General features: G+C 58.3%; 18 protein-coding genes and 1 pseudogene. 16 read left to right on the top strand and 3 right to left on the bottom strand.

Going from position 1 to position 20,001, the window contains the following annotated elements:
• Together ACTIEN_RS18140 and ACTIEN_RS18135 are read right to left on the bottom strand one after the other, a co-directional pair.
• Positions 1–351: pseudogene (locus ACTIEN_RS18140) on the bottom strand (transposase); the annotation flags it as partial.
• Positions 352–384: 33 nt separating this feature from the next.
• Positions 385–1,164 (bottom strand): cobalamin B12-binding domain-containing protein, encoded by a 780-nt coding sequence (locus tag ACTIEN_RS18135; RefSeq protein ID WP_439524561.1) that lies wholly within the window; start codon positions 1,162–1,164, stop codon positions 385–387.
• 293 nt (positions 1,165–1,457) lie between these two features.
• On the opposite strand from ACTIEN_RS18135, the gene bchF reads away from it, so the two are divergent.
• From bchF to ACTIEN_RS18055, 16 genes are all read left to right on the top strand, one after another.
• Complete coding sequence (bchF, locus tag ACTIEN_RS18130) at positions 1,458–1,967, top strand: 2-vinyl bacteriochlorophyllide hydratase (protein ID WP_439524560.1); 510 nt, start codon at positions 1,458–1,460, stop codon at positions 1,965–1,967.
• The gene (locus ACTIEN_RS18125) at positions 1,964–3,250 is read left to right on the top strand and encodes a ferredoxin:protochlorophyllide reductase (ATP-dependent) subunit N (protein WP_439524559.1); all 1,287 of its coding nucleotides are present in this window, start codon (positions 1,964–1,966) and stop codon (positions 3,248–3,250) included. Before bchF ends, ACTIEN_RS18125 begins: the two co-directional genes overlap by 4 nt.
• Complete coding sequence (gene bchB, locus ACTIEN_RS18120) at positions 3,247–4,788, top strand: ferredoxin:protochlorophyllide reductase (ATP-dependent) subunit B (RefSeq protein WP_439524558.1); 1,542 nt, start codon at positions 3,247–3,249, stop codon at positions 4,786–4,788. Before ACTIEN_RS18125 ends, bchB begins: the two co-directional genes overlap by 4 nt.
• Entirely contained in the window at positions 4,778–8,347 is a 3,570-nt protein-coding gene (locus tag ACTIEN_RS18115) for a magnesium chelatase subunit H (RefSeq protein ID WP_439524557.1), read from the top strand. Before bchB ends, ACTIEN_RS18115 begins: the two co-directional genes overlap by 11 nt.
• A gap of 49 nt (positions 8,348–8,396) precedes the next feature.
• Positions 8,397–9,341, top strand: a complete 945-nt coding sequence (gene bchL / locus ACTIEN_RS18110) for a ferredoxin:protochlorophyllide reductase (ATP-dependent) iron-sulfur ATP-binding protein (protein ID WP_439524564.1) — start codon at positions 8,397–8,399, stop codon at positions 9,339–9,341.
• Complete coding sequence (gene bchM, locus ACTIEN_RS18105) at positions 9,341–10,012, top strand: magnesium protoporphyrin IX methyltransferase (protein WP_439524556.1); 672 nt, start codon at positions 9,341–9,343, stop codon at positions 10,010–10,012. The genes bchL and bchM overlap by 1 nt, the downstream gene beginning before the upstream one ends.
• Positions 10,009–11,466, top strand: coding sequence for a PucC family protein (locus ACTIEN_RS18100; RefSeq protein WP_439524555.1), 1,458 nt, complete (start codon positions 10,009–10,011; stop codon positions 11,464–11,466). The genes bchM and ACTIEN_RS18100 overlap by 4 nt, the downstream gene beginning before the upstream one ends.
• A gap of 26 nt (positions 11,467–11,492) precedes the next feature.
• On the top strand, positions 11,493–12,272 hold the full coding sequence (gene puhA / locus ACTIEN_RS18095) for a photosynthetic reaction center subunit H (protein ID WP_439524554.1): 780 nt from the start codon (positions 11,493–11,495) through the stop codon (positions 12,270–12,272).
• A gap of 31 nt (positions 12,273–12,303) precedes the next feature.
• On the top strand, positions 12,304–12,939 hold the full coding sequence (gene puhB, locus ACTIEN_RS18090) for a photosynthetic complex putative assembly protein PuhB (protein ID WP_439524553.1): 636 nt from the start codon (positions 12,304–12,306) through the stop codon (positions 12,937–12,939).
• 12 nt (positions 12,940–12,951) lie between these two features.
• Positions 12,952–13,419, top strand: coding sequence for a photosynthetic complex assembly protein PuhC (puhC, locus tag ACTIEN_RS18085; protein ID WP_439524552.1), 468 nt, complete (start codon positions 12,952–12,954; stop codon positions 13,417–13,419).
• Between the two features lie 18 nt (positions 13,420–13,437).
• A complete protein-coding gene (locus tag ACTIEN_RS18080) occupies positions 13,438–13,734 on the top strand; it encodes a hypothetical protein (protein WP_292290809.1) in 297 nt (98 codons plus the stop codon).
• Positions 13,731–14,855 (top strand): magnesium-protoporphyrin IX monomethyl ester (oxidative) cyclase, encoded by a 1,125-nt coding sequence (gene acsF, locus ACTIEN_RS18075; RefSeq protein WP_439524551.1) that lies wholly within the window; start codon positions 13,731–13,733, stop codon positions 14,853–14,855. The genes ACTIEN_RS18080 and acsF overlap by 4 nt, the downstream gene beginning before the upstream one ends.
• 88 nt (positions 14,856–14,943) lie before the next feature.
• Positions 14,944–15,765, top strand: coding sequence for a putative photosynthetic complex assembly protein PuhE (gene puhE / locus ACTIEN_RS18070; protein ID WP_439524550.1), 822 nt, complete (start codon positions 14,944–14,946; stop codon positions 15,763–15,765).
• Positions 15,755–16,969, top strand: a complete 1,215-nt coding sequence (gene hemA, locus ACTIEN_RS18065) for a 5-aminolevulinate synthase (RefSeq protein WP_439524549.1) — start codon at positions 15,755–15,757, stop codon at positions 16,967–16,969. The genes puhE and hemA overlap by 11 nt, the downstream gene beginning before the upstream one ends.
• Positions 16,970–17,076: 107 nt before the next feature.
• Positions 17,077–17,499: a c-type cytochrome gene (locus ACTIEN_RS18060; RefSeq protein WP_439524548.1), complete on the top strand. Its 423-nt coding sequence runs from the start codon at positions 17,077–17,079 to the stop codon at positions 17,497–17,499.
• Positions 17,500–17,632: 133 nt separating this feature from the next.
• Positions 17,633–18,949, top strand: coding sequence for a UDP-glucose dehydrogenase family protein (locus ACTIEN_RS18055; protein WP_439524547.1), 1,317 nt, complete (start codon positions 17,633–17,635; stop codon positions 18,947–18,949).
• Between the two features lie 466 nt (positions 18,950–19,415).
• Here ACTIEN_RS18055 and ACTIEN_RS18050 read toward each other — a convergent pair whose 3' ends face one another.
• Positions 19,416–19,982 (bottom strand): TlpA family protein disulfide reductase, encoded by a 567-nt coding sequence (locus ACTIEN_RS18050; protein WP_439524546.1) that lies wholly within the window; start codon positions 19,980–19,982, stop codon positions 19,416–19,418.
• Positions 19,983–20,001: the final 19 nt, after the last annotated feature.

The raw sequence follows: 20,001 nt of genomic DNA, 5'->3' as shown, positions 1-20,001 counted from the left end.
TCCCGACCAATGTACAGGCGCGCCGTTGCGAGTAGCTCTTCTCCTTGATGGCCCAGTCCACAGCCTTCCTCCTTGAACCGGGCCTCAGAAGTTTTTTCCGAGCATCTCTTTCAGTGTCGCCACGTCCATCATCTGCTCGGCCAGCATCTTCTTCAGCTTCGCGTTCTCGGCTTCCAGCGCCTTAAGCCGCTTGGCGTCTGCAACCTCCATGCCGCCGTACTTGCGCCGCCAGTTGTAAAACGTCGCATCGCTAATCCCGTGCTTACGACACAATACAGGCGCACCCATGCCTGCCTGATGCTCCTTCAGAATGCCAATGATCTGCACTTCGCTGAAACGGCTTCTCTTCATCGTCTGTCTCCTCAGTTGGAGAACAGGCTAACCTCAAACCGAGGACATTTCAGGGGAGCAGGTCAACAGCTTCAGCGCAACCTTCACGTCGTTTGTCACCAGATCGACACCGGTCTTTTCTTTGACGCCATCTGCAAGGTTAAGAATGATTCCTCCAAGAACAAGAGGAGGTGGCACCAAGATACTGGTTCGAATGCGTTTAGCCATCTTCGCCACGGATGCAAGCGCCTCGGCACGCGAGCTTGAGAACAGGACAAGATCGTAACTTTCCTCAGACAGCGCGCGTACGACCGTATCTTCCTTTGGGCCAAACAGAATTCGGACGGATGCACCGAACCGCCGCAACTGCGACGTGGCGACATGCGGACCCAATGTGTGGCTGTCGTTGCCCTGCAAAAGCATCAGGATATTCGTTCCATCTTTTGCGCTGTCGCGTGCTCTTGTCACCCAGGGCGGCGCAAGCAGTGTGAGAAGACCTTGCAGGCGCGCCGTTGCGATCGTGACCTTAGCAAAACCGATATCGTCATCGCACCACATCTGCCCCAATTCACATGCGGCCTGGGGAATGTAGACATCGACAATCTGATCGGTGCTGATCCGGCAGTCCTTCAATTCTTCAAGCAAAGCCTCGGAATCGAACGAGCCTGACTTCAGCGCCGCATCAACAAGTTTCTGGACCACGCTGCTGCGGATCGTCTGCACGCCTTCTTCACCTTTATCACTGAGGACGGACAGGACTGCGGATGCCAATGAAGAAATATCCAGACGACTTTCTTCAGAGGACGTGCGATCGTCGGAATGGTCGTTTGCCATGTCAAAACCCCGTAGCCGATCCTGATCTACACATGTCAGACTTGTCGGACATCTATAGCATCCGATTCTTGCTTCGCAATGTCAAAGATAATTGACACTCAGAGCCGTTAGGCTTTTCTTTCAAGGCAGTATAGCCCCTATTTTCTCTGAAAAATCGTTATTTCATATGAAAATTCGAGAATCATGGCCTTGTTTCTAACGGCCGCGCGGGCGCAGCGGCGAAGTGTAAGTTTTAGTTGACACTTGGCCTGACCAGCAGCTACTTTTTACAGAACAGGAACGGAATCGAAGACATGGCAGGAACGCATCGCGCCGCTGGAAAACCAGTGTTTCTTTACACAAAGGAACAGCGCGCACGTCGGGACAACAGCGTTTGGACAACGATCCAGGGGGTGCTTGCGCCGCTGCAATTCCTTGCGTTCATTGTCTCTCTGGTTCTGGTGTTGCGGTACCTTCTGACAGGTGCTGGATACGACGAGGCGACCAATTCCATCCTGATCAAGACGGTGTTCCTGCTTACGATCATGGTCACCGGCGCAATCTGGGAAAAGGTTGTCTTTGGCCAGTACCTGTTTGCTCCCGCGTTCTTTTGGGAAGACGTTTTTTCGTTTCTCGTGATCGCGCTGCACCTTGCCTATGTCTGGGCGCTTTGGACCAGCGCGCTGAGTCCGACGGAAGAGATGTTACTCGCTCTGGCTGCGTATGCAGCTTACGTCATCAATGCCGGCCAGTTTCTTTGGAAGCTGCGCGTCGCCCGTCTTCAGGCAAGCGCATCCCCCATGACAGACGAGGCCACGGCATGACCGAACAATTCACACCCCCGCCCTCGCGCGGCTGTTCCGACACACCCGTTCTCAAGCAGCGGGGCCAACACGAAGTGTTCTGTGGCCTGACCGGGATCATCTGGCTGCACCGCAAGATGCAGGACGCATTTTTCCTTGTTGTTGGGTCGCGCACCTGTGCGCATCTTCTGCAATCCGCCGCTGGCGTGATGATCTTTGCCGAACCGCGCTTTGCCACAGCAATCCTCGAGGAAACCGATCTGGCTGGCATGGCCGACGCGCAACAAGAGCTTGACCGTGTCGTGTCGGAGCTGTTGGAACGTCGCCCGGACATCAAGCAACTGTTCCTTGTCGGATCCTGCCCGTCCGAAGTGATCAAGCTGGACCTTGCCAAGGCTGCCGAACGGATGAGCGCGCAGTTTGCCCCGAACGTTCGGGTGCTGAGCTATTCCGGGTCAGGTATTGAAACCACATTTACCCAAGGCGAAGACGCCTGTTTGGCCGCAATGGTGCCGGTTCTGCCGCAAACCGATGCGCGCGAACTGCTTTTGGTCGGTGCCTTGCCGGACGTGGTGGAAGAGCAGGCCGTTGGTTTGCTTGAGGCCATGGGCATCGGCCCGATCCGGGTCTTGCCTGCCTCGCGCGTCAACGATGAATACGGGATCGGTTCGAACACGCTCTATGCGCTGACGCAGCCGTTCCTGACCGACACACACGAGGCGCTTCAACGTCGCGGTGCCAATCATATCGCGGCCCCGTTCCCGTTTGGCGAAGAGGGAACCACCCAATGGCTTCGTGCGATTGCCGATCAGTTCGGAGTGTCGGATGCCAAGTTTGCCGAAGTCACCGACGCCCCTCGCGCCCGTGCGCGGAAAGCCGTTGCGCAAGCGTCAGAAGCGTTGCGTGGTCGGTCGGTGTTCTTCTTTCCCGACAGCCAGTTGGAAATCCCGCTGGCCAGGTTCCTGACCCGCGAATGCGGCATGGAGGCCGTCGAAGTGGGCGCACCCTTCATCCACAAGGTGGTCATGGCAGCTGACCTTGACCTGCTGTCCGAAGGCCCAACCATTGCCGAAGGTCAGGACGTGGACAAGCAGTTGGACCGTTGCCGCGCCGCGCGCCCCGATCTGACGGTCTGTGGCCTTGGCCTTGCCAATCCTCTCGAAGCCGAAGGCCTGACGACCAAATGGGCCATCGAGCTCGTGTTCACACCGGTGCATTTCTACGAACAGGCGGGCGACCTTGCCGGTCTGTTCTCGCGCCCGGTGCGCCGTCGTGACCTGCTCAAGCTGGAGGCGGCGGAGTGAAGCTGACCGTCTGGACATATGAAGGCCCGCCGCATGTCGGCGCGATGCGTGTGGCCACCGGCATGACCGGCCTGCACTATGTGCTGCATGCGCCGCAGGGCGATACCTATGCCGACCTGCTGTTCACCATGATCGAACGGCGCAACCATCGCCCGCCGGTCACCTACACCACGTTTCAGGCCCGCGATCTGGGGGCGGACACCGCGTACCTGTTCAAAGACGCGGCGATGGCAGCCTACGAGCGGTTCAAGCCCGAGGCGATGATCGTCGGCGCGTCCTGCACCGCCGAACTGATCCAGGATGATCCCGGTGGTCTAGCCGAAGCGCTTGGCCTGCCGATCCCGGCGATCCCTCTCGAATTGCCAAGCTACCAGCGCAAGGAAAATTTCGGCGCGGACGAGACGTTTTTCCAGATCGTGCGCCATTTGGCCAAGCCGATGGAAAAGACCGCGCGCGTGACCGCGAACCTGATAGGCCCGACCGGGCTTGGCTTTCGTCATCGTGATGACATCATCGAAGTAACCGGCCTGCTGATGGATATGGGGATCGAGGTGAATGTAACGGCCCCGATGCCTGCTTCCCCGTCCGAGATCGCCAAGATGGGTCAGGCGCATTTCAACGTGCTGATGTATCCCGAAACCGCCGAATCCGCCGCCCGCTACATGGAGCGAGAATTTGGCCAGCCATACACCAAGGTGGTTCCCATCGGTGTCGGCGCGACCCGCGATTTTGTGGCGGAAGTGGCGAAACTGGCCAGTGTAGAGCCTGTTCTGGACGAAAGTCGCCTGCGTCTGCCGTGGTATTCAGCCAGCGTCGACAGCACCTACCTGACTGGCAAGCGCGTGTTCCTGTTTGGCGATGGCACACATGTGGCCGCCTGCGCCCGCATCGCGCGGGACGAGATGGGGTTCGAGGTGGTGGGCATGGGCTGTTACAACCGCGAACAGGCCCGGATGCTGCGCGGAGTTGCCAAGGAATTTGGCATCGAAGCGTTGATCACTGACGATTACCTTGAGGTTGAACGCCGGATCGAGGAATTGGCCCCCGAGATGATCCTGGGCACCCAGATGGAACGCCATATCGGCAAGCGTCTGGGCATTCCCTGCGCGGTCATTTCCGCGCCCGTGCATGTGCAGGATTTCCCGGCCCGCTACAGTCCGCAGATGGGCATCGAAGGCGCAAACGTGATCTTCGACACCTGGGTGCATCCGCTGGTCATGGGGCTTGAGGAGCACCTGCTGACCATGTTCCGTCAGGATTTCGAATTCCACGACGATGCCGGTGCTAGCCATCACGGTCATAAGGCCAAGTTGCGCGAAGTCGGCAAGACAGGGATTGTTTCGGCGGAACCCGCCCAGGCCAATACCGGCCCGGTCGAGATCGTGTGGCTGCCCGCAGCGGAAAAGGAACTGAAGAAAATCCCGTTCTTTGTGCGCGGCAAGGCCAAGCGGAATACGGAAACGTTCGCCTCAGAGCGCGGCGTTCAAGAGATCAGCGTCGACACCCTCTACGAGGCGAAGGCCCACTATGCGCGATAGTTTCAACGAAGCCCGGGCGTATAACATCGCCATCATCACGTTGGACAGCCATTCGGCTGGTCCCGTGGCGCGGGCCTCGCTGAAACTGGCGCAGGATTTCCCCGGTCTGACCGTCACAGTCCACGCAGCCGCCGAATGGGCCGAAACCCCCGAAGCATTGGCAGAGACCAAGCAGGCGATTGCCGACGCTGACATGATCGTCGCGAACCTGCTCTTCCTCGAAGAACACATCGCGCCGATCATGGACGATCTGCAAGCCGCCCGTGACCGGGTGGACGGGATCGTCGGGGTGATCGCGGATGCCCAGATCATCAAATTGACCAAGCTTGGAAAGCTTGACATGAGCAAGCCTGCGTCGGGCATGATGAAGATCCTCAAGTCGCTCAAGCCCAAATCCACCGATTCCGAAGTCGAGAAGGGCGAAAAGCGGATGCAGCAGCTGCGCCGCCTGCCCAAGATGCTCAAGCTTATCCCCGGCAAGGCGCAGGATCTGCGGTCCTGGTTTCTTGTCATGCAGTATTGGCTGGGTGGCTCTGACGACAACATCGAAGCGATGGTGCGTTACCTGCTGGGGAAATATGCCAAGAGCCGGTCTGAATGGCTGGGTGCCGAAGCCGAAGCGCCGATCGAATACCCGGATGTGGCTCTGTACCACCCTGATCTGGCCGATCGGATCACCACCGACCTGGCCGACCTCCCGCGTCCGACCGAGGTAAAGGCGACTGTTGGTCTGCTGCTCATGAGGTCTTATGTGCTGGCCAACGATACAGCGCATTACGATGCGGTTATCCGGACGTTTGAAGCCAAGGGCATTGCCGTCATTCCCTCATTCGCAGCCGGGCTTGATGGCCGTCCCGCGATTGCCGAGTACTTCCGCACCGACCATGGCACAACGATCGATGCAATGGTGTCCCTGACCGGGTTTAGCCTTGTTGGTGGCCCAGCGTATAATGACAGCACAGCGGCGGTCGAAGTTCTCAAGGATCTCGATGTCCCGTACATCGCGGCGCACCCTCTTGAGTTTCAGACCTTGGGCCAATGGGCCACCGGCGAACAGGGTCTTGGCCCGATCGAGACAACCATGCTCATCGCGTTGCCCGAGCTTGACGGCGCAACCTGCCCGACTGTGTTTGGGGGCCGTCATAGCCCGGAAGGTTGCGAAGGGTGTCATCATCGGTGCCCCTGCGACACCCAAAGCAAAGCGATGTCGCCCTGCCGTGAGCGCATCGAGAGCCTTGCGGAAAAGGCTCTGCGTCAAGCGTCCCTGCGCCGGAAGCGGAATGCAGACAAGAACGTGGGCATTGTTCTCTTTGGCTTTCCGCCCAATGCCGGAGCCGTCGGAACAGCAGCCTATCTGAGCGTGTTCGAGTCGCTTTTCAATACGCTTCATGCGATGAAATCCGAAGGTTACGACGTTGAGGTGCCCGAGAGCGTGGCTGCCTTGCGTGCCACCGTTCTGGAAGGCAACGCCAAGCAATATGGCCAGGAGGCCAATGTTGCAGCGCATGTGAGCGCCGATGATATCGTCCGCAATACGCCGCCCTTGAAGGCAATCGAGGCGGTGTGGGGTCCGGCCCCCGGCAAGATCCAGTCCGACGGTCGCGGTGTGTTCGTTCTGGGTGCGCAGCTTGGCAAGGTCTTTGTCGGCGTGCAGCCCACGTTCGGCTACGAAGGCGACCCGATGCGCCTGCTGTTCGAAAAGGGTTTTGCCCCGACACATGCCTTCGTCACTTTCTACCTTTGGATGCGTAATACGTTCAAAGCCGATGTGGTTCTGCATTTCGGAATGCACGGCGCGCTGGAATTCATGCCCGGCAAACAAGCAGGTCTTGGCGCGCGGGACTGGCCTGATCGTCTCATTGGTGAGATGCCGAATGTCTATCTTTACGCCTCCAACAACCCCTCCGAGGCTGCCTTGGCAAAGCGTCGCTCTGGTGCGGTTACGGTTACACATCTGACGCCACCGCTGGCGCAATCCGGTCTTTACAAGAGTCTTCAGGAACTCAAGGACAGCCTGACACGCTGGCGTCTGCTCGGTCCGAAAGACCACGAAAGGGCCGAATTAGAGACGCTTATTGCCGAACAGGCCGAAGCTGTGGATATGGACGGGATTGCACCGGACGCGCTTTGGCTCAAGCTGCTGGAGACCGAAGATGCGCTGATTCCGGATGGCCTGCACATTGTTGGAAAGACATTCAGCGATGATGCGCGTGCTGAATACCTCAAGCTGATCGAAGATGCGGATGAAGAGACCAAGGCAAAGGTCGATCATCTGTTGCAGCAAGAGACCGAACTTGCCGGGCTGATCCGCGCCCTTGATGGCCGCTTTACCCCGCCTGTCCCCGGTGGTGACCTGATCCGGTCCGCTGATGTTCTGCCGACAGGGCGCAATATCCACGCGTTCGATCCATTCCGCATGCCGACCGCATTCGCCTGCCGGGATGGCGCAAAACAGGCGCAACTCTTGCTTGAAACGCACAAGACCCTGCCGCGCACGGTTGCGCTGGTGCTTTGGGGGTCGGACAACATCAAATCCGATGGCGCCCCACTGGCGCAGGCTCTTGCGCTGATTGGTGCAAAGCCGCGTTTTGACAGCTTTGGTCGCTTGTCCGGTGCCGATCTGATCCCGCTCGAAGAACTGGGCCGCCCGCGCATCGACGTGGTGATGACCCTCTCGGGTATCTTCCGCGACCTGTTGCCATTGCAGACTCGCATGTTGGCAGAGGCGGCAAAGAAGGCGGCAGAGGCCGATGAACCTCTGGAGCTCAATTTCATTCGCGCCCATGCGTGGGTCTATGCGCAAGAGAACGGTGTCGATCTTGAAACAGCCGCGCTGCGTGTCTTCTCGAATGCCGAAGGTGCGTACGGGTCGAACGTCAACGCGCTGGTCGACAGTTCTGCGTTTGGCGATGAAGACGAACTGGCCGACGCGTATGAAAAGCGCAAATCCTTCGCATATGGCGTGAATGGCAAAGCGGCGGCGAACCCGGCGCTTTTGCAGGAAACGCTCAAAACCGTCGATGTGGCCTACCAGAACCTTGAATCCGTCGAACTGGGCGTCACCACGGTGGATCACTATTTCGACACGCTTGGCGGTATTTCCCGCGCGGTCAAACGCGCTCGGGGGGGACAAGAGGCTGCGATCTACATCTCGGACACCACACGCGGCAACGGCAAGGTGCGCACGCTTCAGGACCAGGTCGCGCTGGAAACCCGGTCGCGCAGTCTGAACCCCAAATGGTTCGAAGGCATGCTCAAGCACGGGGCCGAAGGTGTGCGCCAGATCGAGGCGCAGGTGACCAACACGATGGGCTGGTCCGCCACCACCGGCAAGGTCGAGCCCTGGGTCTATCAACGCCTGAGCGAGACCTTTGTCCTTGATGACGATATGCGCGCACGTCTGGCCGAACTCAACCCGACCGCATCGAGCCGAATGGCAAACCGCCTGCTTGAAGCGCATGACCGAAACTACTGGCAACCCGATGCCGAAACGTTGGCCGCCTTGCAAGATGCAGCTGACGCTTTGGAAGATCGCCTTGAGGGGATCGCAGCGGAATGACTGCCATCACATTGAACTGGAGGCCCGAATGAGCCCACTTGACGCAAAGATGCCGCCCGCAGCCAAAGCAGCGCTGCGCGAAGCCGCTGGCCTTGACGCGCGGGGTGTGACCTCGCCACCGATCCTCAAGGGGCAGGATGGCGAAGGTTCCGTTCAGGTCCACCAGGACAACAGCATGCGGATCGAAGGTGCCAAGGTGTTTGCCGTCTATGGAAAGGGCGGGATCGGCAAATCAACGACTTCGTCGAACCTGTCCGCCGCATTTTCCAAACTGGGTAAACGCGTGCTGCAGATTGGTTGTGATCCCAAGCATGACAGCACCTTCACGCTGACCGGTCGGTTGCAATCGACGGTGATCGACATTCTCAAAGACGTGGATTTCCACGCCGAAGAGCTGCGCCCCGAGGATTTCGTGGCTGAGGGTTTCAATGGCGTGAAATGTATCGAAGCAGGTGGTCCACCCGCTGGCACCGGCTGTGGTGGGTATGTGGTCGGTCAGACCGTGAAACTGCTCAAGCAGCATCATCTGCTGGAAGACACAGATGTTGTTCTGTTCGACGTTCTGGGCGATGTGGTCTGCGGTGGCTTTGCCGCTCCGCTGCAACATGCAGACCGTGCGGTGATCGTGACCGCAAATGATTTCGACAGCATCTATGCCATGAACCGGATCATTGCCGCCGTGCAGGCCAAGTCGGCCAACTACAAGGTCCGGCTTGCGGGCTGTGTTGCAAACCGGTCCAAGGACACGAACGAGGTTGATCGCTACTGCAACGAGGTCGGCTTCAAGCGCATCGCGCATATGCCTGACTACGACGCCATCCGCCGGTCGCGGCTCAAGAAGAAGACCCTGTTCGAAATGCCGGACGAGGAAGACATCGTCATGGCCCGCAAGGAATATATCCGCCTTGCCGAGACCCTGTTCAATGGCACCGAGGCGATGGCGCCTCAGCCGTTGGAAGACCGTGACATCTTTGAACTTCTGGGATTCGATTGATGAGCTACGATGCCACACGCGATCGGGTCGAACACTATTTCGACCGCACGGCCACCAAGGTCTGGGAGCGTCTGACCTCGGACGCCCCGGTAAGCCGTATTCGCGAAACTGTGCGCAAGGGCCGCGGCCAGATGCGCGCAAAGCTGTTGTCGTCGCTGCCGGGTGACCTGACTGGCCTGCGTGTTCTGGATGCCGGCTGTGGTGCCGGACAGATGACGCATGAGCTGGCGTTGCGTGGTGCGGATGTTGTTGCGGTCGATATTTCACCGACCCTGGTGAAGATCGCGCAAGACCGCCTGCCGCAGCATCTGCAGCACAAGGTCAAGTTCTCCAGCGGCGATATGCTGTCGGCCGATCTGGGTGGGTTCGACCATGTGATCGCGATGGACAGCCTGATCTATTACAGTCAGGCCGACATCCGTTCAGCGCTTGCCAATCTCGGAGAGCGCACACGCGGGTCGGTGGCCTTTACCGTTGCACCCCGCACACCGCTGCTGATGACGATGTGGTACGCGGGCAAGGCGTTTCCACGGTCGGACCGGTCACCGGTGATGATCCCGCATGGGCCGGCGCGCCTGTCAAAAACAGTCTCTGACATTGGCCAACTCAACGATCTGGGCCGCGTCAATTCCGGTTTCTACATCAGCCAGGCCTTGGAGTTCCGTCCATGATCGTGAGCCGCAATCAGGTCAAGTCCCTGGGCATGAGGATGCTGCCGTTTTCGGACGCGGCGTCTGATGATCTGCCTTTGGGCCAACTGTTGCGGCTGGCACTGTTCCAGGTGTCTGTGGGTATGGCGGGAGTCATGCTGCTGGGCACTCTGAACCGCGTGATGATCGTGGAACTGTCGGTTCCCGCCACGCTCGTCGCGATCATGGTGGCGCTTCCGGTCCTCATCGCGCCCTTCCGGGCGTTGCTTGGGTTCAAATCCGACAATTATCGCTCTGCCATCGGCTGGAAGCGGATTCCCTATCTTTGGTTTGGCACCCTTTGGCAGTTTGGTGGCCTGGCCGTGATGCCTGCCTGCCTTCTGGTGCTGGGTGGGGACGTCACGCATGACATTCCCTTCGCGGGCGAGGTGCTGGCGGCACTTGCGTTCATCATGACGGGTCTTGGCATGCACATGACCCAGACTGCGGGTCTTGCCCTTGCTGCGGACCGGGCGACAGATGAAACCCGGCCGCGCGTGGTTGCGCTACTTTATGTGATGTATCTGATCGGGATGGGGTTATCTGCCATTGTGATTGGCTGGCTGCTGAGGGATTTTTCGGGTCTGCTGCTGATCAAGGTTGTTCAGGGCTGTGCCGTGGCGACCGTTGTTCTCAATGTCCTCGCGCTTTGGAAGCAAGAGCGCGTGCGCCCGATGTCCAAAGACGAACGCGAGGCACCGCAACCGTCGTTCAAGGACGCCTGGAACGATCTGACCGCAGGTGGCACCGCGGGTCGCCTTCTTGCTGTGGTGTTTGTGGGAACCATGGCGTTCAACATGCAGGATGTGTTGCTTGAACCATATGGTGGCCAGATCCTTGGCCTGAGCGTTTCGGCGACAACCCTCTTGACGGCCACATGGGCTGCCGGGGCGTTGATCGGTTTTGCGATTGCCGCGCGGGTTTTGTCGCGGGGTGGCAACACCTACCGCATGGCATCTGTTGGACTTCTTGCCGGTGTTGCCGCGTTCAGCATTGTGATCTTCGCCGCCCCGATGCATTCCACCTCGCTGTTTTTCGCTGGCGCGGGACTAATTGGGTTTGGCGGTGGGTATTTCGCCATCTCGACCCTGACCGCCGCGATGACGCTGCCTGCCGAAGGGCTTGCCGGTCGGGGTTTGGCGCTGGGCGCGTGGGGCGCTGCACAGGCCACGGCTGCGGGCCTTTCAACCCTTATCGGTGGCGCCACGCGCGACACGGTCAACGCCATCGCATTGTCTGGTCAATGGGGCGAAGCCCTGAACGATCCGGCGACCGGATATTCGGTCGTTTACCACCTCGAAATCGGGCTTTTGTTTGTGACGCTCATCATACTGGGCCGTCTCGTTAGCCAAAACAGAAGCACGCTCACTTCAAGCATTTCAACCACGTCAAACCAGAAACTGACAGGGCTGGGCCTTGCCGATTTCCCAACCTGACCAAGGCCCATCAAGGAGAATTTAAGATGACCGAAGACTATATCCTTGGAAACCTCGACCTCGCGAGCATCTCGCTCTGGTTGTTTTTCATCTTTTTCGTCGGACTCGTGATCTGGATTCAGCGCGAGAACCAGCGTGAAGGTTATCCGCTGCTGGACGAAGACGGCAGCCAGGCGGATGCGGGAAGCGTGTTCCCGAACCCGTCGGACAAGACCTTCAAACTGCCGCATGGTCGTGGCGAATACACCGTGCCGTCAGGCCAGAATCCGGAGCGGACGGACATTAATGGAAAACTCACCCGCGAGTTCAACAGCGGTGGTTTCCCGTTTGATCCGGCCGGTGATCCGCTTGCGGATGGCGTCGGTCCGGCAAGCTGGGCATCGCGCCGCGACGAGCCAGAACTGGACGGCCACGGGCATCCGAAGATCATCCCGATGTCGGGCAGCGAAAGCTTCCGCGTTTCGGCAGGTCGTGACCCGCGTGGGTTGCCGGTTGTGGCAGGTGATGGGGCCATCGTCGGCAAGATCACCGATATGTGGGTCGACGAGCCGGAACAGCTTGTCCGCTACCTCGAGATGGAACTCGATGCGGAATATGGTGGTGGATCGCGGCTTGTGCCGATCACCTTCACCCGTATCTGGGGCAATCGCGTAAAGGTTCGTTCGATCTTTGGTGAACACTTCGCCGGTGTGCCCAAGCTCGCAGCCGCCCAACAGATCACCAAACTCGAAGAAGACAAGATCAGCGCCTACTACGGTGGTGGCACGCTTTATGCGAGCCAGGATCGTCTTGAGCCGCAACTCTGATCAGCCAGTCAGACGAACAAGGGGAACCACCATGTCACACGATGATTTTCAGGTCGAACCGGTCAAAGGTCTGCCAGAGGCTCCTCCCGAAGGGGAGGTGATCCTCTGGCAAGGCAAACCGGATTGGTGGGCCCTTTCCAAAGAGTCACTGAACCTGCTCTGGGTTGCGGGATACTTTGTGTTCCTTGCGGCCTGGCGGTTTGTGGCTGTGGTGGATCTTATGCCGTTGGGACAGGCAATCTGGGCGTCTGTTCCGTTTCTGATCCTGGGTGGGATCACCTGCGGCTTGCTGGTGATCATCGCTTTTGCGCAAGCGCATTACACGGTTTACACGGTCACCAACCGGCGCGTTGCAATGCGGATCGGTGCTGCGCTGACAGTGACCTTGAACCTGCCCTACACCCAGATCGGGTCCGCAAACCTCGATCTGCGCAAAGGCGGGACAGGCAGCATTGCGTTCGATCTGCTGGGCGACACGCGGATCAGCTATCTTGTCTGCTGGCCGCATGTGCGCCCGTGGCGGGTTTCGCCGACGCAGCCCGCGCTGCGCTGCATCCCCAACGCCGAACGGATTGCCGCAATGATTTCCGAAGCGGCAGAGGCGCGCGTGACCACACCTCAGGTGGAGCGGGCAAGCCGTGTCCCATCTGCCGTGGCCGCAGAATAAGGAGGGATGGTCATGCAAATGCAAACAGCCGACAAAGCCCGCATTCACGCCACCGAGCGTGAACTTGTGCCACGCCTTTTCATCCGCGCGATGTTCGGAATGGTCATGATCTGCCTGATCATGGTCAGCGCCTATCGCTGGATGGGTGGACCGGTACAGTACACTGCGCCAGAATCCCCTGTATTGATCGAAAGGACACTTTTCCTTGAAGGCAATATGAGCGGCTCGGCTAAGGTCTTTGCAGAGGACGGCACGCTTTTTGCAGAATACAGCACCGACGAAGGCGGCTTTATCTCTGGAGTATGGCGTGTCCTGCAACGGGAACGCACCAAGGCTCGGGTCGATCTGGATGGTCCTGTGATCGTTCGGGCGCGTGAAAACAACCGTCTTGAGATCTTTGATCCCAGCACGGGATGGGGGGCTGACCTGATGGGTTTCGGCCACGATAACTCGGCGGCTTTCGCCAGGCTGCTGAACTAACCGAAAGGGAATCGGACAATGGGTCTGTTGACAAAAGATATCGAAAGGGCGCCGTGCACGGTGGAAATCAGCCACTGTTTCGAAAGCCTTCATGCACATGTGCGCTTCAACAACGGCGCGGTGATTTATCCCGGCGACGAGGTGAAAGTTCAGGGGCCGGAAATCATGGCACCGTTCGGCGAAGTGGTCAGCGAAGACCGCGAAGCCATCATATTCCGCGCATCCAAGCTCGAACAGCTTTGGACCCGACTGACCGGTGATTTCGAAGTGATGGAGCTATGTGAATTTTCCTTTTCCGAGGAGGTGACGCTGTGAACATCCAAGCCACGCATTCCGCCGACGCAACAACCGTCGAAGAGGGACTCGCCATTCAGGAAGAGCAGGCGAAGTTCGACAGCAAGGCGGCTACCGAAGTCGCGATGCAGAACACGCTTCTCACACCGCGCTTTTACACCACGGATTTCGATGAGCTGGACGCCATAAATGTCGATGGCATCCGCAACGAGTGGGACCAGTTGATCGCCCAGATGGTTGCGGATCCGAACAAGGGCCACTTCAAGAAGAACGAAGATTGGGACCATGTCGATTGGGAGAACATGGAGCCGGGACTTAAAAAAGAGTTCATCGACTTCCTGATTTCGAGCTGCACCGCCGAGTTCTCGGGTTGCGTTCTTTACAAAGAGATGAAGCGCCGCGGGAACAACAAGGACATCACACAACTGTTCCAACTGATGGCGCGTGACGAGGCCCGGCATGCCGGTTTCATCAACGATGCGCTGCGTGAGGCGGGTGTTGCGGTGAACCTTGGTTTCCTGACGCAGAAGAAGAAATACACTTATTTCCGGCCAAAGTTTATCTACTACGCAACCTACCTGTCGGAAAAGATCGGCTATGCCCGTTATATCACCATTTTCCGGCATCTTCAGGAACACCCTGAACACCGGTTTCACCCGATCTTCAAATGGTTCGAGGAGTGGTGCAATGACGAGTTCAGCCACGGTGAGGCCTTTGCGCTTTTGATGAAGACCGACCCCAAGCTGACCTCGGGCAGGAACGTCTACTGGATCAAGTTCTTCCTGACGGCCGTCTACGCGACGATGTATGTCCGCGATCACCAACGTCCCAAGTTCCACGAGGCGCTGGGCGTCGATCCGGACTGGTACGCGCACGAGGTGTTCACCAAAACCTCGGTGCTGACACAGCAGATTTTCCCGATCACGCTGGATATCGAGCATCCGCGTTGGCAGCCGACGCTGGAAAAACTCCAGCGGGCAAATGTGCAGATCGCAGAAGCCAAAGCGCAGGGTGGTTTGGGTGGAAAGCTCAGGGAATGGGCGGGGTCGGCAAAGGCGGCGATGTGTTTTGTGTCGCTTTATACAATTCCGGCAAACAAACATCAGGTGCCCGAAAGCACACGTTTGGTTCCTGCTTACTAAAGTGGTTTCGCAGCTTCACGGCGGCGACTGTACGCGGGCTTTGCCCCACCCCCAAGGGTAATTGGAACAAGAAGAAGGACAAGCACGCGTGTTGAATGACCCTTGGATCGCAGCCCTTGTGGCGCTTTTTGTCTGGTGGTTTTCCACCGGCGCGATCCTCATGGTCGTAAAGTACGCCGACCGCTATGGCGCGCGGTTTGGACGGACGTTGACGTGGGGCGCATTGCCCGTGTTCTTTGTCGGGGCCTATGGCATCTGGGCCACCGAAGGTCTGGACAGCACGGCGGCCGCCTATCATGCGTTTCTTGCGGCTCTGGCGCTTTGGGCCTGGATCGAGATAGCGTTTCTGACCGGGACGATCACAGGGCCAAACGTGCATGAATGTCGGGCCGACATCCCGGAATGGGAACGCTTTATCCGGGCCTGGGGCACCATCGCGTATCACGAGATGCTGCTGTTCGCGACGCTTGTCGGTCTTTGGCTGTTTACACAGGACGCCGCGAACGCGTTCGGGTTCTGGACATTCGCGGTGCTCTTCTTTGCGCGTGTCTCTGCCAAGTTGAACCTGTTTCTGGGTGTGCCCAAGATCAACACCGAATTCCTGCCGCAGCCGCTTGCGCACCTGCCCAGCCATTTCCGACATGCCAAGATGAACTGGCTGTTCCCGATTTCGGTCAGCGCGCTGACCTTTGCCGTCGCCTGCTGGCTGGAACGCATTTTCTCCGCCACGTCGCCGGGAGATGCGATTGGCTTTTCTCTGTTGGCGGCCATGACCGCGCTCGCGCTGCTCGAGCATTGGTTCATGGTGCTGCCGCTGCCCGACGAAAAACTATGGCGCTGGATGATCCCCGCGCCCAAACCAAAACAACAAGACAAGACGATACGAACGGAGGACGCCCATGGACTTTGACAGCCTGTTCAATGCCCAGCTCGATGCCCTGAAGGAAGAGGGTAACTATAGAATTTTCGCCGAACTGGAGCGCAAGTGTGGGGCTTTTCCAAAGGCCAAGTCACATGATGACGACTGTCCTGACGAAGTGACGGTCTGGTGTTCAAATGACTATCTGGGCATGGGCCAACATCCCAAGGTGATCAAGTCGATGCAGGACGCGGTGGCCGAGAACGGCTGCGGCGCGGGGGGGACACGGAACATTTCCGGCACCAACCACCAGCACAAGCTGCTGGAGAGTGAACTTGCCGATCTGCATGGCAAAGAAGCCGCGCTTCTCTTTACGTCGGGCTATGTTTCCAATTGGGCAGCGCTGTCGACGCTGGGCGCACGTTTGCCGGATGCGGTGATCCTGTCGGACGAGTTGAACCACGCCTCGATGATCGAAGGCATCCGCCATGCGCGGTGCAACAAGGTGATCTGGAAGCACAACAACCCCGAAGATCTGGATCGCAAACTTGCAGCGCTGCCGTCGAATGCGACCAAGATCGTGGCCTTTGAATCTGTCTATTCAATGGACGGCGATATTTGTCCGATGAAAGAGATTGTCGAAGTGGCCGAGAAACACGGCGCGATGACCTATCTCGATGAAGTTCATGCTGTCGGCATGTACGGCCCGCGCGGCGGAGGTGTGTCCGAACGCGAAGGTCTGGCCGATCGGATTACCCTGATCGAAGGCACGCTGGGCAAGGCGTTTGGCGTCATGGGGGGCTATATCACCGGCACCGAGTCAATGTGCGATTTCATAAGGTCTTTTTCGAGTGGGTTCATCTTTACCACTGCCTTGCCGCCCGCCGTCGCTGCCGCTGCGCGCACATCCATCCAGCATCTCAAGCAAAGCGACACCGAACGCCGCAAGCAGCAGGAACAGGTGGCCAAGCTGCGCAAGCGTCTTGACGATCAGGGCATTCCGCATATGGACAATCCGAGCCACATCATCCCGGTGATGATCAAGGATCCTGTCAAATGCCGCATGCTGGCGGATATCCTGATGCAGGATTACGGGATCTATGTTCAGCCGATCAACTATCCCACAGTGCCGAAAGGCACGGAACGCCTGCGCTTTACGCCGGGTCCGCTTCATTCGGACGCAGATATTGAACAGTTGGTTCAGGCGCTCGCAACCCTATGGAAACAATGTGCTATTGCGCACCAGGTTGCTTGACTTTGACAGGGTTGCGGTTACCTCGTCGGGAACTTGAAGGCTTTGCTATTGGTTAACAGGGCAAGATCGCGCTAGCGTGCGTCCGAACACGGAAGAGGAGTTCAAGAATGAAAATCATGATCGCAACTGCGGCTCTGCTGTTGGCGGGGTCCAGTGCAGCGTTGGCACAAGATGCCGAAGCGGGTGAGCGAGAATTCAACAAGTGCAAGTCCTGCCACATGATCGTCGCGGACGATGGCACCGAAATCGTCAAGGGTGGCCGTACTGGTCCGAACCTTTATGGCATCATCGGTCGTCAGGCAGGCACAAATGAAGATTTCCGCTATGGTGATAGCCTTGTGGCGGCGGGTGAAGCCGGTCTCGTCTGGGACGAAGAGCACTTTGTCTCGTATGTTCAGGACCCCAAGGCGTTTCTTGCAGAGTATCTGGACGACAGCGGCGCACGATCCAAGATGTCCTTCCGTCTGCGCAAGGGTATGGAAGACGTCTATGCATACCTCGTGTCGGTTGGTCCTGAATCCGGCTCCTGAGCCAGTTCGAGCGTATTTTGAAAGCAGGGCGCGCTGCCACAGCGCGCCTTTTTCTTTTACTACAGGCCAATACTGTAGTTGACCACACAAACCACCAAGCGCAAAACGTCATCAAAAGTGCAAGGGCAGTTACATGAAGATTGCGATGATCGGGACCGGGTATGTGGGTCTTGTGTCCGGGGTGTGTTTCTCGGATTTCGGCCACAGCGTCGTGTGTGTGGACAAGGATCAGCGCAAGATCGACATGTTGGAACGCGGTGAAGTTCCGATCTATGAACCGGGACTTGATGTGCTCATGGCCAAGAACGTCGAAGCGGGGCGTCTTGAATTCACCCTCGACCTGAACGCCGCCATCGACGGAGCCGACGCCGTTTTCATTGCGGTTGGCACACCGACACGCCGGGGTGATGGGCATGCCGATCTGACTTACGTCATGGCCGCTGCCGAAGAGATCGCCAAGGCGGCGAAAGAGTATGTTGTCATCGTCACGAAATCGACTGTCCCCGTGGGGACAAACCGCAAGGTGCGAGACGTGGTTGCGGCTGCCAACCCGGATCTGGATTTCGATGTGGCGTCAAACCCCGAATTCCTCCGGGAAGGTGCGGCAATTGATGACTTCATGAAACCTGACCGCGTGATTGTGGGTGTTGAAACCGATCGTGCCGCAACTGTCATGTCGGATATTTACCGTCCGCTTTACCTGCGGGATTTCCCGATCGTCACCACGGACCTCGAATCCGCCGAGATGATCAAATACGCCGCCAACGCGTTTCTGGCGACCAAGATCACCTTTATCAACGAAATCGCGGCTCTTTGTGAAAAAGTCGGCGCGGATGTGAAGCAGGTGTCCAAGGGCATGGGCATGGACAATCGCATCGGCAACAAGTTCCTGCACGCAGGGCCGGGTTATGGCGGATCGTGTTTTCCCAAGGACACCAAGGCGCTTGCCCGCATCGGTCAGGATCATGCCAGCCCGATGTATATTACCGAGGCTGTGATTGCGGTGAACGAAGACATCAAGCGACGGATGATCGAAAAATTGCAGGATCTCTGCGATGGATCATTCAATGGCAAGACGATTGCCGTTCTGGGCGTGACCTTTAAACCGAACACGGACGACATGCGCGATGCGCCTTCGTTGACCATCGTGCCTGCGCTGGTCGGGGGGGGTGCCAAGGTGCGTGTCTGTGATCCGCAGGGCCAGCACGAGGGTGAGGCCCTTTTGCCCGGCGTGCAATGGCAGGAAGACCCCTATGAGGCGGTCAAGGATGCTGACCTTTTGGTGTTGCTGACCGAGTGGAACGAATTCCGCGCGTTGGACCTGGCTCAGATTGCTGGCAGCATGGCACACCCGTCCATGGCTGACCTGCGCAACATCTACAACGCGGATGTGGTCAGGGACGCAGGGTTCGTGGCCTATGAAAGCGTCGGCAGGATCGGGTATTCCTGACACGTTCTGATAGTGGTGTTGATTCTGATGTTGCTCAGCTCTCTGGCATGATTTGAGGCGCAAATAAGGCAGGATTGGGGCGGCGTCAGATCACAAACCGGACCGACTGAACGGGATTGTTCGCCGAAAAGGGGGGCAACAGGGGTGAATATGGCAAATAGCTTTCCCCGCCGCCGCATTTCTGACAAATACAAACCTGTTGGGCGGGGGCTCGAACACAGGTGCGTCCATGCGTCAGGTCTCTGACACTGTCCACTCTCTCTTCTTGCTCACTGGCACCGCGTTGCGCGGGAACATGACGCATGTTGATTGCACTGTCGCAGCACAGGGGCTTCGGGTTTAACCACACATCAAGGCACACACGGGGGCGCGAGTGGCAGCTACAACCATTCGACGAGGTGAAGCGCTGTGTGTTGTGTGAGCGTCGGGGGGCGCATCCGAAGCTCCTGATTGCTGAAGGATTGGCTCAGCCAGCGGAATCTTGGCCCAGGATCGTGCGTAAAATGGCCTTTGCATTGTCCGACGCCCAATTTGCATCGCCGCGCATCCGGGCGACTTCGTCACCGTCGGGATTCAGGATCACGGTAATCGGCAAGCCCAGAACGCCCATTTCCCGCGCAAGTGCCGAACCGGGATCACGATGGAGCGGCAGGTTATCGACGCCGATTTCGTCAAAGAAGCTTTTCATGGCCGGCGGCGGGTTCCGACCGGTCGCAAGTGTGACAACTTCGAAATCCTCGCCACCAAATTCGCGCTGAAGGTCCGACAACATCGGCATTTCCTTGCGGCACGGCGCGCACCAGGTGGCCCAGAAATTCAACAGCACCCACTTGCCCTTGTATTGCTCCAGCGACATGGGATCGCCGTCGAAGGTGGTGAACTCAGCTGTTCCCGCGGGTTGCGCTTCGCTGTGGAAAGTCAGCTTTTTCATGTCGCCGTCGCGCATCGCTTCGGCTTTGGCCAGATCGGCCAGCGCCGGGTTTGCAAGCGCAACGAGGCCCGTATAGAGGATGGCGGCAAGCGTTTTCTTCATTTTCCCTCCGAAGGGTGCA

Source organism: Marivita sp. (assembly GCF_051859345.1).
In the GTDB taxonomy this organism is placed as follows: domain Bacteria; phylum Pseudomonadota; class Alphaproteobacteria; order Rhodobacterales; family Rhodobacteraceae; genus Marivita.
Note: the sequence above shows the minus strand (reverse complement) of the source record. Positions and strands in the feature narration are given on the sequence as shown.

Bases quoted from the DNA above. Each gene is read 5' to 3' on its own strand.
- ACTIEN_RS18135 (WP_439524561.1), bottom strand. From the start codon at position 1,164: ATGGCAAACGACCATTCCGACGATCGCACGTCCTCTGAAGAAAGTCGT.
- bchF (WP_439524560.1), top strand. From the start codon at position 1,458: ATGGCAGGAACGCATCGCGCCGCTGGAAAACCAGTGTTTCTTTACACA.
- ACTIEN_RS18125 (WP_439524559.1), top strand. From the start codon at position 1,964: ATGACCGAACAATTCACACCCCCGCCCTCGCGCGGCTGTTCCGACACA.
- ACTIEN_RS18115 (WP_439524557.1), top strand. From the start codon at position 4,778: ATGCGCGATAGTTTCAACGAAGCCCGGGCGTATAACATCGCCATCATC.
- bchL (WP_439524564.1), top strand. From the start codon at position 8,397: ATGCCGCCCGCAGCCAAAGCAGCGCTGCGCGAAGCCGCTGGCCTTGAC.
- bchM (WP_439524556.1), top strand. From the start codon at position 9,341: ATGAGCTACGATGCCACACGCGATCGGGTCGAACACTATTTCGACCGC.
- ACTIEN_RS18100 (WP_439524555.1), top strand. From the start codon at position 10,009: ATGATCGTGAGCCGCAATCAGGTCAAGTCCCTGGGCATGAGGATGCTG.
- puhA (WP_439524554.1), top strand. From the start codon at position 11,493: ATGACCGAAGACTATATCCTTGGAAACCTCGACCTCGCGAGCATCTCG.
- puhB (WP_439524553.1), top strand. From the start codon at position 12,304: ATGTCACACGATGATTTTCAGGTCGAACCGGTCAAAGGTCTGCCAGAG.
- puhC (WP_439524552.1), top strand. From the start codon at position 12,952: ATGCAAATGCAAACAGCCGACAAAGCCCGCATTCACGCCACCGAGCGT.
- ACTIEN_RS18080 (WP_292290809.1), top strand. From the start codon at position 13,438: ATGGGTCTGTTGACAAAAGATATCGAAAGGGCGCCGTGCACGGTGGAA.
- hemA (WP_439524549.1), top strand. From the start codon at position 15,755: ATGGACTTTGACAGCCTGTTCAATGCCCAGCTCGATGCCCTGAAGGAA.
- ACTIEN_RS18060 (WP_439524548.1), top strand. From the start codon at position 17,077: ATGAAAATCATGATCGCAACTGCGGCTCTGCTGTTGGCGGGGTCCAGT.
- ACTIEN_RS18055 (WP_439524547.1), top strand. From the start codon at position 17,633: ATGAAGATTGCGATGATCGGGACCGGGTATGTGGGTCTTGTGTCCGGG.
- ACTIEN_RS18050 (WP_439524546.1), bottom strand. From the start codon at position 19,982: ATGAAGAAAACGCTTGCCGCCATCCTCTATACGGGCCTCGTTGCGCTT.